Below are 17,264 nucleotides of genomic sequence, written 5' to 3'. Positions count from 1 at the left end.
GAATTCCTAAAGAATTGACAGTAAGTCGTAAATATTTTCAACTTCAACCAGATCTATACCTTCTTGAAAACTCTTGGGCTTGTTATTCTTCGGAACTATTACTTTCCTGACACCTACTCGCTTGAGCTCTGGTATCCTTATGTCAAAGTAAGGAACAGGTCTAACCTCTCCAGCTAGACCTATCTCACCAAACGCAGATAGATCCCTTGGAACTTCCTTGTTTTTAAGACTTGAAAGTATTGACAGTGCTACCGCAAGGTCTGTACCTGTTTCCTTTACTTCAAAACCAGATGTTATGTTTAGATAAATGTCATAAGTTGATAATTTTGTATTCAGATACTTGTCAAGTATCGCAGATAGCATATATAGTCTGTTTGTGTCTATACCATCCGCTGTTCTTTTCGCAAAACCAAACTGTGTAGCATTAACAAGAGACTGGACTTCTACTACTATACCTCTAACTCCCTCAACAACACAACACAAAACACTCCCAACCAAAGAAGGAGTATATGTTGAAAAGAATGTAAAATCTGGAACATCCTCAAGCCCACTACTTGAAAGATTATACAAAGCCACGCTGTTTGTAGGACCAAACCTATTCTTCACAGTTCTCAATATCCTATAACTACCTTTGCTATCCTTGTCTATGAGTATAATAGTATCCACAATATGTTCAATTGCTTTAGGACCTGCTATCATTCCCTCTTTGTTTATATGTCCAATTATGAAGGTAGTTATGTTTTTATACTTCGCTATTTCGGTTATCCTTGCTGTTGTCTCCCTAACCTGTGTTATGCTTCCGGGTGATGATAAAAACCTATCCGAGTATATATTCTGTATTGAATCAACAATCAGAAAACGGTAGTTTCCAGAAAGGATAAAATCAACAATGTTCTCAAGTTTAGTTTCAGGAAACAGGAAGATGTTTGGGTTATCTATTTTTAGTCTCGTACTCCGAATTTTTATCTGCTCGTTTGATTCCTCACTATTCACATACAAAACTTTACCAACCTTTGCTAGATTATCTGCTATCTGTAAGACAAGAGTAGATTTACCAATTCCTGGCTCTCCTGCTATCAGAGATACCTGTCCTTCTACTAGCCCACCGTTAAGAATATTATCAAATTGCTTAAGGTTTGTAGGTATCCTTTTTGTATCAGAGAACTCAATATCAACTATACTTTTTGGATAGATTTTTTCAGATATTATTACAGTTTTGCCTCTCGGTGTTTCATCTTTTTCTTCTTCAGCAAATGTGTTCCACTCGCCGCAAGATGGACACCTCCCCATCCATTTTGATGTTTCTTGCCCACAGACTTGACAGACAAAAACAGTCTTTGGTTTAGCCATATTTACTTCTTTACATTCTCATCAAATTTCATCCTCCATATACCACTAGTATCTTTCTTATACACTGCCTCTCTCATTTTATCTATATTAACATTTGGAACATTCTTTGCGAGTATATAACAGAATTGACCAGTTTTATCCTTCTTTATAACGGCATCTTCTATCCTTCTTATATTAACCTTATCAGGAAACTTCTCAGCAAGAAGAATACACCATTTCCCCCTTTGATCCATCTTCAAAACTATGTCTTCTAACTCCCTAACATCCTTGTCAGATAGATACAGGTTGTTCCTATGAATGTAAGAAAATATCTCTTCAAGAGACGATAGCGATTTTACATCTTCCAACGAAAACTTTTTCATAAAAACAATTTTAAAATACTACAAAGGTAAAGTAAAAAATAAAATATCAAACCCTAACTACACAAACTTATGCTCTCACCAGGGTTTCAATCGTAAAGGTGTTAATCCCCCTAGAAGTGCTATGAACCTTCATTTGCTTGTTTCTAATTTTTTGCTTATTTTACAAAAGCATTGAGTATTAATATTAAAATTCAGTTAGGTTTATGGAACTAACCAATAAGATAAGAGTAATACAACTTTTAGGCTTGGTAAATTTTGTAGTTGTAATTATACTCTCTTTGGTTTTACTAACTCTTTCAACCTCAATAACCCTACTCATATTTGACTTCAACTACTTTATTCCTACCCTGGTATTTGTATTCCTTATAGTTATCTTGATAACATCATCTCTCGTATTTGTCATAATCAGACTTTCTAGTTTCTTTCTTCTATCTTACTCAAAGATAGAGACACTCATCTTCTCAAGGAGAAGATTTCTAATTGACTCGCTCGTAGAAGCACACAAAAAAGGTTTTAATCTTTTAAACAATAGTGAAGTTAGTTCTTTAGACTTATCCCTAACTAGGATACTCAAAAACCAAACTCTAACCTTCATAGGTCTTCTAATTGCTACAATCCTCGTATCAAATCTGCTACTAATTGAAAACAGAGGTCTGAAGGAGTTTTTGAACTTTACTTTCGCTGATCCTAAGGTTGAGTATAGTAAATTCGTATCTCTATCCATACCATTTAGAGTAGAAGTCATACCAAACTATTCAGGAGAATTCTTCGTATCAGCGGAGAGAACGATAGCATTAGAGAGATCAAATAACACCTTCATCGGAGAGATGACAACGACTTCAACGAATATTCAACTATTCGTAAGAAAATACGGGCTTATTAGACATATAAGAACGCTAACTCCTAAATACTTATCAGAATTCACACTCCTCAATCAGAGGATTGATATTTTTTACAGAGACATACCAATAGCATCTTACGACTATATTCCCTCTACTGAAGTAGTGAGAGGTAGCAGAGTGGTTATGAATTTTGAATTCTCTTACGATGTCTCAAAAGTTAGTTCTGGGAAAGGTTCTGTATGGAAGTATGGCGATAAGAGTAATAAAATAATCATACCGTTTGTTGCTAAATCTAATTCGGTTATGAACATAAATATTACCGATGTATTTGGTAGGCAATTTAAGATTGAGAATGTAACATTTTTAGTGAGAGACAACGATATACCTATTGTTGAGATAAAGTATCCAGACAGAGACCTTACTCTGATACCAAGGTTTGTTCTAGATGGATATGGTGAGATAACCGATAGTGATCGGATTGTCTCAAGTTGGATGGAAGTAATTGTAAGTAACTCACTTACAGGTCTTGAAAAACGATTTAATACAAACAACAAAAATATTTCATTCTCCTACGATGGGAACTTCAAGTTCTCTTTAAATTCCTCTGGGTTCCTACCTGGTGATTACATAAGTGTTTATGTGTATGCGAAGGACTTGTTCGGTGCAGTAGGTGTTGGTAAAAGGAGTATTTACATACCTACCTTCTCACAGATTGCTAGGATGCTAAATCAAGGACTACAGGATCTGAAAGACGAGGTATCAAAACAAAAGGATGATACTTTAAACACTAGGTATCAGCTAAGTAGGAGGAATGTGTCTCAATCAAAAATTTCTGAAAAATTACAGTCTCTCAAAAGTCTTTCAACTAATCTCGTTGAGTTTTCAAGGAATGTAAAGGACATTTACCAACAACTTGACAGGACTGGTGGGCTTAAGGAGGAGTTTGAAAGACTTGAACAGATATCCACGAAGTTAGAAAGATTGCTAAATGATAAAGAGTTTAGAGAGATTGTGGATAAGTTGTCAAGAGACAAAACATTTGAGCCATCGCAAGTTTCAAAGAAACTTGAGGATATTACAAAAGCACTTAATGAACTTGAGATGGAGATAAACAGGATACTTGAGTTTAGGGATGTCTTGAAATCAATTTCTGACTTGAGAGAGTTAGAAGAAAGTTTGAAGGAAGGCGTTAGGAATCGTGATTTAAGCGAGTTTGATGAGAAACTCAAAGAATTTCTAAAGAGTGAAGAATTCTCAAGAATGAGTAGTGAATTCAAGACCAGTTTTCTTGATAAAGTAAAGCAACTTGAGAGATCTCTTAAGGAACGTAAAATGATGAGTGAAAGTGAAATATCTAATTTCTTTAAAGATATTGACTTTGAGATGTTTAGAGAGATTATGAGGAACTACTCTGAGATGACTAGAAGACAGAATGATAGGTTTTGGGAGACTTATTTTGGTATTTTATCTTCTCAATACAGGCTTTCGGTATCTAGGAAGAACATTGACAAACTTGGATTGAGAGAGAACAAAATAAACACTGAATTTTTGAGGGAAGACTTTGGTAATGTTTCACAAGCGTTGAAAGATTTTAGGCTTGTTGTTAGAGACTTTCTTGACACATTTTCAGTCAATCCTTCTACAGCAGGTGTTTATTCAGAGATTGAGTATGCTTTCAGAGAGATAGAGAAGGACTTTAATCTATTCACAGATGCTATATCAAGTGGTGCGATTATGTCGGTGTCATTGAGTGTTTTGAATATGATTGATAAAACTTCATTTACTCTTGCGAAACTGCTTGAACTTTATGATGAACTTAATGATAGTTTTAATTTATCTCCTTCTGGTGTTAGTGCGAGTGAGTTAATGGAAATGTATAGGCAGATATCCAAAATGCTCAAGGAGATGGTTGAGGAAGGATTTGGAGAAGAAGAGGTAAGACAACTTGAGAAGATGCTAGAAGAAGCGATAAGAAAAGCCAGAGAGCTTGAAAACAAGAGTGCTGGAGGCTCGCAAGCAAGCAAAATAAGAGAAGAACTTGAAGATATACTGAATAAGGTAAAAGAACGAAAACTTCAAGTTGCTTACGATAAGACACAAAGAGTTGAATTCAATATCCTTGAGTATGAAAAAGGTATGTTTGAGAGAGGTATTTCGGAGAGGAGAGAAGCCGAGAAACCTAAAGAGTATAAACCAATCAATGTTACAAACATCGTTGATACAAGAGTGAATGTGAATATTAAAGACTCCCACATTAGGAAAAAATATCTTGAATTGATAAATAGATATAGGAAGATGGTTAATGAGGTTGAGGAGTAAAGAACCTAAAAAAGTAGTTCTACACTAGAGAGTTCTGACTTTACAGATTTTTTGTTAGGCTGTTAGTAGATGTTTTTGAGTATTCGTTGATTATACTCCTATTGCGAAAAGGTGGTTACAAATCAATGTGATGTAATCCTAGTGTTTAAGATTGGAATATATACTTCACGGGTTTTCAAATATTCCGAAAATTTTAGTGGTGTGCTAGCAGAGGTGTTTGTATGTGGGAGAAGGATTTAATTGATATTCTTGAGGATGAGAAAAGGATACTTTTAGATATCGTTGAAAAAGAAAAACAGAAGAAAGAGTGTCTTTTATGTAGAGATTTGGATAGACTGTTAGAGATAAACGCAGAAGAAGAGAAATTGTTTAGAGAGATAGAGAAGTATGAATTCACAAGAAACGATATAGTTAAGAGGATATCTCAAAAGTTCAATATAGAAGGTGAAATTAACCTATCAAGAGTGGTACTCTTTGCGTCAAACAAGGATAGACTTACAGCACTAAAAGATGAAATAACAAACATAATATCAGAGATTAGGATGCTATCGTTTGAAAATAGAATCCTGATAGAGAGTGCTATGAATGTCTCAATAGCAATTCTAGAAAAAGTTATAGACCCAAACACATTCAAAGATAAGTATAACAAAGAAGGGAGAAAAGAGATAAGTATAGATATAAACACCTATTCAACTATCACTTAGTTTTACTATGTATCAAACCAAGATGGTTCGTATAGATATCTAAAGCACGATGGACACTGAACTATATCTGCCTTGTGTTTTATTTTTTCAATCACTACATACGGTAGGACAATATTACATCCTGTGCAGTAGTAATATTCCTCCTTGTATTTCTTTGTTTCACCGAGTTTGTCTATAGGAACTATAGCAACACCACTCTTTTTTTGAAGTATGTTTGAGAAGTGCTGTGCTATGTGAAGAGGAACTTTTGATAACTTATCTTTCTTGATCTGTTCAAGTGATTTTATCTCTTTCGCAACTTCTTTTGTTTCTTCTTCTAGAACCTTCTCTTCCGCTTGAAACTCTATCTTGATATTTTCATATTTGGCTTTGGTTTGAGCATACCTATCGTCAATGTCGTTTATTTGTTCATCAATATCTCTCAATTCTTCTGATATTGTGCTTATAGTGGCTCTTATTGTTGTAATTTCTATATTGAAAGACTCAATACTTCTCTGGTTTCTTGCGATCTCTTCTTCTCTCTGCATTAACTCCTGAAGTCTTTCCTTGTTTGAGGAGAGATTCTCGCTAACTATTTGTTTCTGAACCAATAACTCCTTTTTCTTACTCTCATATTTCTGTAAATTCCTTTGGAGTCTGTTTAATTCCCTTTTGTATCCTTCTATCTTCTTATATTTCTCTTCAAGGTTTTTTTTGTGCTGCGTTATGTCAAAGTAGATGTTTTGAACTTCTATGAGAGTTGAGATTATATTGAGAACTTCTTGTGAAGTGATTTCTTTGATTTTCATTCTACCACCTTGATTTGGGCCCGGCAGGACTCGAACCTGCGACCCGCTGATTATGAGTCAGCTGCTCTAACCGGCTGAGCTACAGGCCCCAGTATGGGAAGGGTCGGAGTCGAACCGACGACGCAGGGCTTTTCAGGCCCTCGCTCTACCGCCTGAGCTACCTCCCCACTGTGGAGAGAGGAGGATTTGAACCTCCGAAGGCGTAAAGCCAGTAGATTTACAGTCTACCCCCGTTGGCCGCTTGGGTATCTCTCCACAACCAAAACAGCAAATATAATGTTAAACATTCTAATTACGATTTGTCAAATACAAAATTTTCTCAAAAACTGCAAAGTCTGTATAAAAGATTTTACATCACCGATAGATATCAGAAAGGTATTATCAAAATGTAGAGTAACGCAATAAGAGATGTTATTACAGTTATAGGAATCCCCACTTTTGAGTATGTCCAAAATGATATATTACAAATCTTCTTTGATTTCTCAAGAACGATTATGTTAGCAACCGAACCTATTACCGTTAGATTACCTGCAAATGTGCTTATGACTGCTAGTAAAACCCAAACCTTCTCGGGGGAGATGAAATTTGAAACCCAAGATTTAGCAATAACAACATATGGAACATTTGACACTAGGTTAGAACCTAAAAGTGTAAGAAGTGAGAAGGATAGATATTGTTGAAACTGTGTCTCACCAAAGTAAGGTGATAGAAGTGAATAAACCTTTTCTAAAGTGCTACTCTCCCTGACGCCTTCTACAACCACAAATAATCCAGAAAAGAACAATATTAGTGTCCAATCTACCATCTTGAGTGTCTCATCAGGTCTAAACCTACCTATCATAATAGATATAGCACCTACTGTTATTGCAACCAAAGGTAACTTTGTCTTTCTATCTATATTCAAATATTCCTCTATCGGTAGGAAGAGTAACAATACGAAAACAATAAAAAGAATTCCCAGTCTATAAAGTATCTTGATGTAGGGCTGTGGTATTCTGTAAATTGGGAAATCCTTCGTAAATTCATAACTTCTCATATCTTTGAAGAAAACAAGGTATATAAAGATATAAACAATCACTAGAGACAAAACTACTAGAGGCAAAGTGTATACAAAGTATTTTGAAAATGAAAGACCAGAATGAACTGCTATTATCATATTTTGAGGGTTTCCTATAAGTGTCATAGCACTTCCAATATTAGAAGACATAACCAATGCGAGAAGAAAAGGAACAGGATTTAGATTTGCTCTTCTAACTACTGCTATAACAAGTGGTGTCATTAGAAGACATATGGTATCATTTACAAAAAACGCAGATGAGAATGCAGAAACCAATATTATAACTAATAGTATTAGGCTTGGAGTATTTGCTTTCCTTATAAACCAAAGAGAGGTGGATTCAAAAAACTTCGTTCGTTCAAGATAAGCAGAGAATATCATAGTTCCGAGTAAGAGTATAATTGTGTTTGGGTCAATTGACCTGAACGCCTCCTCTAGTGTCATAATACCAAACAGAACCATCAACACAGACCCAACTAAAACGACAGAAGCACTGTTCAAGTTAAGTATCCTTGTCTGTCTAGCAGATATTACGATATAAACGAATAGAAAAATGGCAAGTGATACATAAGTGCTATTCATAAGAGCCTCAATTATACAAGTTTAAAAAAGTCTGATTCAAAAAGTATTTGAAACGATAAATAGACTTTCTTATATTTTAGTTAGTTTGTACGGAGAATAACTATGGTTAGACTGCTATCTATAGTTCTTCTAGTTCTACTTTCATCTGTATCACTTGGTTTGAACTTTAATGACTTCAAGTCTTCAGTAGGTAGTATTTACAATAGCGAACTGGAAAGGAAGTTTTTTGAAGACTACGCAAGGACTGGTAAGATACAGGATATGGATACTTGGATGATAATGGCTTCTGGTGTTTATGACACTTCAAAAATAGCATACTATAAGCAGATGATTGATAGGATATCTACTGACATTAGTAATTCTCTAAAGGATAGAAAACTATCAAGATACGATACCGCGAAGTTTATCTTTGACTACCTTCACCAAAATATCTTTAAGTCTTACCTTGAGCAATCAACGGACATTGATCAGCTTTTTGACACTGGATACTATAACTGTGTAAATTCTACAGCGATCTACAACCTGATCTTGAAAAAGTTTGGATTTGAACCTAGAGTTATACAACTACCAGATCACATATTTTCCGTTTTTTATCTAGATAACTATAGAGTAGAGGTTGAAACTACTGCGAGGAAGGGGTTTGATGTTGTAAGAAATCCAGATGCTATAAAGGAACTAAAAGAAAGAACATCCTATGTTTATGTTCCTGAAGGTAAAGGTAAGAGGGTTGAAGTTGGTGATGATGGACTCCTTGCGTCAATGTATGCCAATCAGGTTCTTGTTTATAAAGATGTAGGTAATTACGCTGAAATACTCAAGGCATCAATAAAAGCACTTATACTTGAAACAAACCTTTTTCTAGCATACACAAACTTGAGGAGTGCCTACATAGGACTATTCACCGATTACTCAAAGAAGAATAACTATGAAAAAGCAATAGAATTTGCAGAAGAATCTCTTACAATCTTTAGGAATGACAAGGAAATACTAGAATTCTTGAGAGCAACCTATTACAACTATGCACTTCACCTTATAAATACTCGCGATTATGCAAAGTCTATCCAGTTCATAAACTATGTGAAGAAAAACAGACCTGAATACTACGATGAGCTTGTGGATTTGACAGACTATCTCGTTCTAAGCTGGGGTAAAAGTGAAATCCAAAAAGGAAACTACGATAATATATTTAAGGTAATATCTCAAGGTTTGGACCTTGATAGGAAGAGAACATACAATGCGGGGATCAATCTTCTTGTTGAGGTTTCAAAAATCTTTGTTGGTAGAAAGGAGTACGAGAAGGCAGTTAATTATCATAAAGAGTTCATTAGAATCTTTCCTGAAGGTAAGGAAGCAGAGCAAAACCTTGGATATTACTACAATGTTTGGGGAGTAGAACTTATGAACGGGGGAAAACTGGAAGAGTCGGTAAGAGTATTTGAAGAGGGTATAAAGGACCTACCAAGAGATAATGTCCTCAAACAGAACTGCTCAATAGCATATGCTAAACTTTCACAAATATCTTTTGACAAGAAAGATTTTGAAAATTCTATGTCGTTTATAAATAGAGCTTTGGAGTTAAACTATTCAAAGCAGCTTGATAATATAAGAAGAAACATATATATAGGATGGGCTAGACATCTTGCATTTAGCGAGGAAAACTTCAAGAAAGCAAGAGAGGTGGTTCAAAAAGGACTTGACTTATATCCTAACGAGATAGAACTTAAGAAGATACAAGATTATGTTTCAAAGAAGTAAAACTACTTTTTTGGACTCCGCACTCTACCAAGACTATAATGAAGTCTTCTAAGGTTCTTTAAGTAAAGAATTTTCACTTTCGTTTTAGAAGTTTATTAAAATTACTCACACTATTTAGCATATACAAACTATGCGTATAGTTTGCTCAAAAGATGATGAAGGACATAGAGTGGATGTTGTAATATCAAAGTATGTACCTTACACTAGAAGTCAAGTAAAGAGTAAGGTGAATGTAGTCTATGTGAATGACAAGGTCAGGAATTTTGGATACAAGGTTAAAGAAGGTGATGTTATAACTTTTGATGATATTGAACCGGAGAAGACTGATGTTCTACCAGAGCCGCTTGACCTTGAGATAATATACCAAGATGATGATATAGCAGTAATAAATAAGCCTCATAATATGGTTGTTCATCCTGCTCCAGGACACTGGAGTGGCACATTAGTTAACGCTTTACTACACAACCTTAAGGACAAACTTTCAACGGCAGGTGGATACATAAGACCTGGCATAGTTCATCGTCTTGACAAAGAAACATCTGGCGTGATGGTAATCGCTTTAAATGATAAAGCACATTACAGACTTTCATCCTTCTTCAAAAATAGGTTAGTTCATAAAGAATACTGGGCTATAGTTAATGGAAGAATAAGTGAAAAGGAATTCGTAGTAAATAAGCCGATAGGAAGAAATCCTTACAACAGACTTAAGATGGATATAATACCAGAAGGTAGAGAAGCAATAACTGAGTTTGAAGTAGTGAAAACAAGCGAAAACTTCTCATTAGTCATAGCAAGACCAATAACAGGGAGAACACACCAGATAAGAGTTCATCTCAAGAGCGTAGGACATCCAATAGTTGGTGATACACTTTACAGTAGTAGTTACAAACAACACATCAAAGCCTTCAATCTCCCTGATGGCTTTATACCACTGGTTGCAAGGAAAATTACCTTCCCACATCCAAGGTTTGATAAGATTATGACATTCCAAGTTGAACTAAGCAATGATTTCAAAAGATTACAAGAGATTACAGGATTAGTAATTTGTTAGAGATAACCATTTTCCAAGAAAGTTAATTTTAATCAACATTAACATATCGTGCCAAACAACTAGAATTTTAAGGATACTTACGATTAAAATTTCACTACTCGTATTATACAAATTATCTACAGACGAACGGATAAACAGGATAGGAGTACTTGCATAGATGGTAGAAAAAACAATTTTATCTTGAAGAGATTCGTGTCTATGGAATTTATTAGCTTTGTAAGGCCATACATAATCGGTGCGATAGAAATTTCAATTATATGGTTTGTAATCTACAAAACTTTTGACTTCCTAAAAAAAACCAAAGCAGGAACGATAATAAATGGAATACTTATATTCGTTCTAATAGGTATAGTTTCAAGATTGCTAAACTTTGAGGTCCTGAACTGGTTTTTTGATAGCGTTGTTACTTACTCAATACTAATCTTAATACTTATCTTCAGGGAAGAGATAAGAGACATCCTGCTACATATAGGGTCTCTCAGGATTTTGAGTAGGGCTGAGTCAAAGCCGAAGCCATACGCACATGAACTCAAAGAAATCCTAGAAGCTATTGATACAATGTCAAAAGAAAGGATTGGTGCCATTCTGGTTTTTGAAAGGAGAGTTCCACTCGGGGACTATATAAACACAGGTGTTACGATGAACGCTACTATATCCAAAGACAGACTACTCAGTATCTTTAACAAAAGTTCCTCATTCCATGATGGAGCAACAATAGTAAGAGGTCTTAAAATAGTTGCGGCGGCGTGCATACTACCAATAGGGCCTCTACCACCGGGCTTGCCTTCCGACAAAGTATTCAAGAAACTCGGAACGAGACACAGAGCAGGATATGGAATATCAAGAGAGACTGATGCTATTGCTTTGATAATCTCAGAAGAAACAGGTAAAATATCAATAGCAATGGATTTTTACTTTAACTATGATGTTGATCTAGAGGTTGTTGAAGATGTCCTTAAGAACTATTTTGAGAACTTCGCTAGATAAGATAACACATAACCTACCACTGAAGTTGTTATCACTCGTGCTTGCGTTCATAGTATGGTTCTACTTGAAAAACATTACAACAGATAGCTATGAATTCTACATACCTATTAACTATCGCGGGCTGCCCCCTGACGCTACTATCGTAAATCATAATAACATTCCTAATTATGTCCTAGTTAAGATAACAGGAAGTAAGGAGAAGTTATCAAAGATACTTGAGCTACCCCGTCATTCAATATACGCCTACGTAGATCTATCAGTTCAACGTCCTAATAGTATATATGAAGTAAAGCTTGTTCTACCCGATGAGATGAAAAACTTAGAACTATATACATCTCCAAAGGAGATTTTGGTAGATATTGATAAACTAGTTGAGACAAATCTATCTGTTGAGGTTGCAAACTCACCGTACTACTATGTATTTCCAAACGAAGTGAAGATAAGAACAATATCAAGAAATATTCCTAAACTTACAACTATACGAGTAAGCATTGATACTAACTCAACATCGGGCACTGTTGTGCTTGAAAACACGGAGTTCTTGTCTTACTATCCAAATGTGCTTTTCTTTAGCAACGTTTCAAAAAGAGGTAATTAAGGTGAATAAGTGGAAGTATGTTGGTTATAATTTTTCGTAAGTGTATGAAATTATTAAGAGTTTGTTTTTTGTTAGTGGTATTGTTAGGTTATGCTTACGCGGATGATAGAGAGAGGTTTTATATAGGGGAGGAATTATTCCTGTCAGGAGAGTATCTCAAATCTCTAGGTGTATATGCTACACTGTCTCAAACTAAACTTTCTGGATACGAAACCAATGTTCTGAATTACAGGCTTTCCTTTTTTACCAACATAAGTGAAGCAATAAAAATATTATCAAACTCAAATCTACCTGAAGCGAGAGAGTTATTGTCATTTCTGCTAGCATATTCAGGATATGATACTACAAACTTGATTGATATCATCAACACAAAAGATGAAAGAAAGGTTTATAAATCTCTTGTCAATGCTAGCAATACGGGAAGGATGAATATAGACTTTTCAATCAAACTATACTTCTCTATGTCAAACTATAGAGATACTTTAGTTATCAGCACGAAAGATGAATTTTATCAACTTAAGTCAAAATTCATTGAGTCTTTGATACTTAAGAACCTTGGTAGGGAGGAAGATGCTAGAGTCCTATCCAGTGATATAACGTCAAACTATCAAAATACTTTCTGGGGTAAGGTTTTGTTATCGTCTAGGAAGCAAGATAATGCTAATGAAAGTAATGATCCTATGGCTTCGTTAGAAGAAGGTTATTACTTGATAATATCAAAATATAACTCTGTTGTTAGGAGTTCTATTGAATCAAAGAATTTCAAAGTGAGAGAGTTAGATGGTAAGATTTACATAGGTCCCTACAAAGTCCTTTTGGAAGCTCAAAGGGATGGTGAAAAGATATCAAGGGATTATAAGGTGGAAGTGAATTTGGTTCAGGTTAGATCTCAAAAGTTCTAGAATTTAAAGATGAAGACAAGAGCGTGGTTTGTTTTTGGAATATTCATGGTTGTTGTAATAATTGTAATAATTAGGATAACATCTCTTGTTGTTAGTTCTAGTGCTGAAAAATCTGAATCTGATTTTACTGGTAACAGAGGTCCTATCTACGACAGAAACGGTAATGTGTTAGCAATAAGTTATAAAACCTTCTCTTTATGGGCAGATGCTAGTATTCTATCAGACTACGAAAAGAAGTTTATCTCATCTCTAGTCTCAGAATATCTAGGAGTTGATAAAAAATCTCTGATGGACAGATTGAGTAAAAACTCTAGATTTGTATGGCTTGCTAGGAAAGTTTCTGAAGATAAAGCAAAGATTGTTGTAAAGATAACAAATGAATTTGAGACAAAGTTTGGTAAGAAAGGTATCAGGATCACTGAAGAATACATTAGAAGATATCCTCTTTATGAGAAGAGTAGCACCGTTGTTGGGGCTGTTAATCTTGATAATAGGGGTATTTCAGGCTTTGAGTATAGTCTTGACGATGTTTTGATTGAGAAAAATGGAGGCTATGGAAAAGTTTATCTCACTATAGATAAGTATATCCAAGAGATAACCTATCTAGAACTTGCCAAAAGTGTAAGGGATTTTGAAGCAGAACTAGGTATGGCTGTTTTCTCAAAGAGGAATGGGGAGATATTATCTATCGTTGATTATCCTTCATTTGATCCAAATAATCTTAAGGTTATACCGTTCAATTCAAGAGTTGCGAGTTATATAATAGAGCCGGGTTCTGTTATGAAACTATCAACTGTTTCTATCGCTCTTATGGAGTTTCCAGAAATATCAAAGAATATTTACAACTGTGGTGGTAGTATAACAGTTTTTGGTCACACGATAAGAGAGCAATCTCATGGTGATGTGAGTTTGTCGGAGATAATAGCGTACTCTTGTAATGTCGGTATGCTAAAAATTGTTGAGAGACTTGATGATGAGAAGTTGTATTTCTTTCTCAGAAAGATGGGTTTTGGAGATAAGACATCAGTCGGACTACCTGGTGAGGAGAGAGGTATATTGAGACCCTTTAATGAGTGGAGTGGCTTATCAAAGTATATGTTATCTATAGGTCAAGAAATAGGAGTAACTGGACTACAACTACTGAGATTAGGTCTCACTATTGCTAATGATGGTAAGGTTGTTGATCCTAGACTAGTCAAAGAGGTTATTCTACCTGATGGAAGTGTAAAGGAAGTAGGTAAGTTTAGTAGCACTTCGGTAATACCTTATGAGGTTATTCGGAAAGTTAAGATGTATGCAAGAGATAGTGTTGTTTACGGAACAGGAAAATTAGCGAATATTCCTGGACTAGAAGTTGGAGGTAAGACAGGCACAGGACAGATATACAACCCTCAAGGTGGATACTACAAAGACCAGTATAACGCTGTGTTTCTAGGTTTAGTTCCATACAACAATACACAGCTTATTGGTGTTGTTATATTAGTAAATCCACAAAGACTAAAGCAAGGAGGTGCATCATCAGCACCTACCTTTAAAAGGATTGTTGAGAAAATAGTGTCTTACAATCCAAAAATTATTCAAACTCAATAACTTTTAGCATATTGGTGCTACCAGAAACACCAACAGGGACTCCAGATGTCACAACAATGCTATCGCCCTTAGACACATAATCTTTAACTAGGTTTCTAGCCATTTCAAGCATTTCATCTGTTGATTTCGCCGTTTTAACTAGACTAGGAACGATACCCCACACATGCTTAAGCTTTCTCAATGTTTGTTCTTCTGGACTTAGTGATACTATCACACAGGATGGTCTAAACTTTGATATTTGTTTTGAGGATGCTCCTGTCTGAGTAAAATTCACAATAAATTTCGTGTTAAGTTTTCTAGATATCTGACTTGCTGCGAATGCTATTGACTCTGTTAGGTCGTTTGTTTGAGGATAGTCATAATTCTTGTATGAGCTCTTGTAAAATTCACTTGTTTCAACAGTTGTTATTATATTCTTGAGAGTTCTAACAACCTCAACTGGATAATCTCCTGCCGCAGTCTCCCCAGTTACCATAAGTCCATCTACACCATCAAGTATAGCGTTTGTTATGTCAGCAACTTCTGCTCGTGTTGGTTTGATGTTTTTAGTCATTGATTCAAGCATCTGTGTTGCTACTATAACGGGCTTTCCAGCAAGTCTAGTTTTCTCAACAACTAATTTTTGAACTAGTGTAACTTCATTCAAACCGAATTCTACTCCTAAGTCTCCTCTGGCGACTATTATAGCGTCTGAAGCATCTATTATATCATCCAGGTTCCTTATGGCTTCAACCATCTCTATCTTTGCTATCACTGGTATAACCTTTTTATGTTTTATTAATATATCTCTTGCTGCTTTGACATCTTTTGATGACCTGACGAATGATAGAGCAAGAAGATCAACATCATGTTCTACACAAAACTTTATATCATTTGCATCCTTCTCCGTTATTGAAGAGATACTCAAAGTAGTGTAAGGTAAGTTAACCCCCTTTCTCTCTTTAATTATTCCACCATGTATGGTTTTACAAACAAAGTAAGAGTCATTCACATCAGAAACTTCTAATTCTATCATTCCATCGTCTATTAAGACCTTATCCCCCTTCTTGATCTCCTTGACAATAGGGTCATAATCAACCCATATAGACTTCGGTAGGTTTTTTGAGACTCTATCAAAGTTAGACTTATTCGTTATAAGCACCTCTTCTCCATCGGATACCTCTATCTGAAGTCCTTGTCCTACCCTTATCTTAGGTCCTTGGATATCTCCCATAAGGGCAGAAACCTTGTTATATTTCTTCTCCGCCTCTCTGACTAGAGTAACACTGAGTTTATGGTCGTCGTAAGTTCCATGAGAGAAGTTCATCCTAAAAACATCTACACCTATCTCTGTCATAGGTTCAACCACTTCTCTTTTCCTTGAAGAAGGACCTAGACTAGCAATTATTTTCGTTCTATTGATATGTTTTTCACTCAAGACTGAAAGCATATCCCCCCCAGATTTATTTTATATTTTCTTCTACTTTCTCAATATTTAGTTTATCTCTTACTCCTTGTATATACTTTGCTACCTCTTGCTGTAATTTCTGACTTCTAAGTTGCGCTCTTAGCAGTTCCTCTGCTCTCTCAGCAGGGATGTTGTTTTGTCTAAAATAGTCTCTATTCTTGTTGTACAAGTCCTCAACTTCCTTATCCGATACTTGTATCTTGCTTACATCTATTTTCTTTAGTAGGAAACCATCAACAACGGATTTTCTCAATGAAACCCTTGATATGATATTCCAATCTGGTGATGATAAATACCCTTGATTGTAGGCATCAATCACTAATACAATCTCATTAACTAGAGTATCCAAATAGTTCCTTTTCGTTGATAAGTCGTTTAGATATAAACTTTTTTTATTAGGGTCTCCTCCTGACAATGTTTCAACTACAAACATATACTCCTTATCAAAATCTGCTGTTGATAGATAGTAATCTCCTACTCTTAGGATATAGGATTGTGGTTTTGTCTGTGTCAATCCAAACATGTTAAGCATGTGAGACGACGATTGTGGTTTAGCAATAAGAAGATTGGAGACTATAAGAGTTAAACCAACTCCTAAACCTAAAGAAACCAATGCTACAGATAAATAAGGTATTACATCTTTAACTTTCATAATCAAACCTCCATGACTTTATGATAATTGAGAGACCTACTTAAAATCAAAAATCCAAAGAGAGTATGTTTCAATCCCTGAAAGGGTAGGTAAAAACTTCATTTATTTTTTCTATCTTTTTGGCTTTTGGAGGAGTTTCAATCCCTGAAAGGGTAGGTAAAAACATGAACTAGAACAATACGAAGATTTACTAAGGAATATGTTTCAATCCCTGAAAGGGTAGGTAAAAACATGAACTAGGACAATACGAAGATTTACTAAGGAATATGTTTCAATCC

At 35.3% G+C, this 17,264-nt stretch carries 14 protein-coding genes and 3 tRNA genes; 8 read left to right on the top strand and 9 right to left on the bottom strand.

What is annotated here, in order from left to right; all coding sequences use genetic code 11:
- Positions 1-6: 6 nt before the first annotated feature.
- Entirely contained in the window at positions 7-1,350 is a 1,344-nt protein-coding gene (gene radA / locus NZ579_05775) for a DNA repair protein RadA (GenBank protein MCS7299446.1), read from the bottom strand.
- 2 nt (positions 1,351-1,352) lie between these two features.
- Positions 1,353-1,712, bottom strand: coding sequence for a hypothetical protein (locus NZ579_05770; protein ID MCS7299445.1), 360 nt, complete (start codon positions 1,710-1,712; stop codon positions 1,353-1,355).
- A gap of 203 nt (positions 1,713-1,915) precedes the next feature.
- On the opposite strand from NZ579_05770, the gene NZ579_05765 reads away from it, so the two are divergent.
- Complete coding sequence (locus tag NZ579_05765; protein MCS7299444.1) at positions 1,916-4,873, top strand: hypothetical protein; 2,958 nt, start codon at positions 1,916-1,918, stop codon at positions 4,871-4,873.
- 221 nt (positions 4,874-5,094) lie between these two features.
- Complete coding sequence (locus NZ579_05760) at positions 5,095-5,577, top strand: flagellar protein FlgN (protein ID MCS7299443.1); 483 nt, start codon at positions 5,095-5,097, stop codon at positions 5,575-5,577.
- Between the two features lie 5 nt (positions 5,578-5,582).
- On the opposite strand, the gene NZ579_05755 is transcribed toward NZ579_05760, so the two are convergent.
- The 5 genes from NZ579_05755 to NZ579_05735 all read right to left on the bottom strand — a co-directional run bounded on the left by NZ579_05755 (position 5,583) and on the right by NZ579_05735 (position 8,004).
- Positions 5,583-6,365, bottom strand: coding sequence for a hypothetical protein (locus NZ579_05755; protein MCS7299442.1), 783 nt, complete (start codon positions 6,363-6,365; stop codon positions 5,583-5,585).
- Positions 6,366-6,380: 15 nt separating this feature from the next.
- Positions 6,381-6,454: transfer RNA gene (locus tag NZ579_05750), tRNA-Ile, on the bottom strand.
- A gap of 5 nt (positions 6,455-6,459) precedes the next feature.
- Positions 6,460-6,532, bottom strand: a tRNA-Phe gene (locus NZ579_05745).
- A 4-nt stretch (positions 6,533-6,536) separates the two neighbouring features.
- Positions 6,537-6,620 (bottom strand) — tRNA-Tyr (locus NZ579_05740).
- Between the two features lie 112 nt (positions 6,621-6,732).
- A complete protein-coding gene (locus NZ579_05735) occupies positions 6,733-8,004 on the bottom strand; it encodes an SLC13 family permease (GenBank protein MCS7299441.1) in 1,272 nt (423 codons plus the stop codon).
- Positions 8,005-8,106: 102 nt separating this feature from the next.
- On the opposite strand from NZ579_05735, the gene NZ579_05730 reads away from it, so the two are divergent.
- From NZ579_05730 to NZ579_05705, 6 genes are all read left to right on the top strand, one after another.
- The gene (locus NZ579_05730) at positions 8,107-9,759 is read left to right on the top strand and encodes a tetratricopeptide repeat protein (GenBank protein ID MCS7299440.1); all 1,653 of its coding nucleotides are present in this window, start codon (positions 8,107-8,109) and stop codon (positions 9,757-9,759) included.
- Between the two features lie 130 nt (positions 9,760-9,889).
- A complete protein-coding gene (locus NZ579_05725) occupies positions 9,890-10,810 on the top strand; it encodes an RluA family pseudouridine synthase (GenBank protein ID MCS7299439.1) in 921 nt (306 codons plus the stop codon).
- Positions 10,811-11,008: 198 nt separating this feature from the next.
- Positions 11,009-11,797 carry a diadenylate cyclase CdaA gene (gene cdaA, locus NZ579_05720; GenBank protein ID MCS7299438.1) on the top strand — a complete coding sequence of 263 codons (789 nt, stop codon included), beginning with the start codon at positions 11,009-11,011 and terminating at the stop codon, positions 11,795-11,797.
- On the top strand, positions 11,760-12,395 hold the full coding sequence (locus tag NZ579_05715) for a hypothetical protein (protein MCS7299437.1): 636 nt from the start codon (positions 11,760-11,762) through the stop codon (positions 12,393-12,395). Before cdaA ends, NZ579_05715 begins: the two co-directional genes overlap by 38 nt.
- Before the next feature lie 44 nt (positions 12,396-12,439).
- On the top strand, positions 12,440-13,297 hold the full coding sequence (locus NZ579_05710; GenBank protein MCS7299436.1) for a hypothetical protein: 858 nt from the start codon (positions 12,440-12,442) through the stop codon (positions 13,295-13,297).
- Between the two features lie 9 nt (positions 13,298-13,306).
- The gene (locus NZ579_05705; GenBank protein MCS7299435.1) at positions 13,307-14,887 is read left to right on the top strand and encodes a penicillin-binding protein 2; all 1,581 of its coding nucleotides are present in this window, start codon (positions 13,307-13,309) and stop codon (positions 14,885-14,887) included.
- Here NZ579_05705 and pyk read toward each other — a convergent pair.
- Both pyk and NZ579_05695 read right to left on the bottom strand, forming a co-directional pair.
- The gene (gene pyk, locus NZ579_05700) at positions 14,871-16,316 is read right to left on the bottom strand and encodes a pyruvate kinase (GenBank protein ID MCS7299434.1); all 1,446 of its coding nucleotides are present in this window, start codon (positions 16,314-16,316) and stop codon (positions 14,871-14,873) included. The genes NZ579_05705 and pyk overlap by 17 nt on opposite strands.
- Before the next feature lie 13 nt (positions 16,317-16,329).
- Positions 16,330-16,986, bottom strand: coding sequence for a hypothetical protein (locus NZ579_05695; GenBank protein MCS7299433.1), 657 nt, complete (start codon positions 16,984-16,986; stop codon positions 16,330-16,332).
- Positions 16,987-17,264: the final 278 nt, after the last annotated feature.

The sequence above is a fragment of the Spirochaetota bacterium genome, from assembly GCA_025061835.1.
Classification (GTDB): Bacteria; Spirochaetota; Brevinematia; order DTOW01; family DTOW01; genus SKYB106.
Note: the sequence above shows the minus strand (reverse complement) of the source record. Positions and strands in the feature narration are given on the sequence as shown.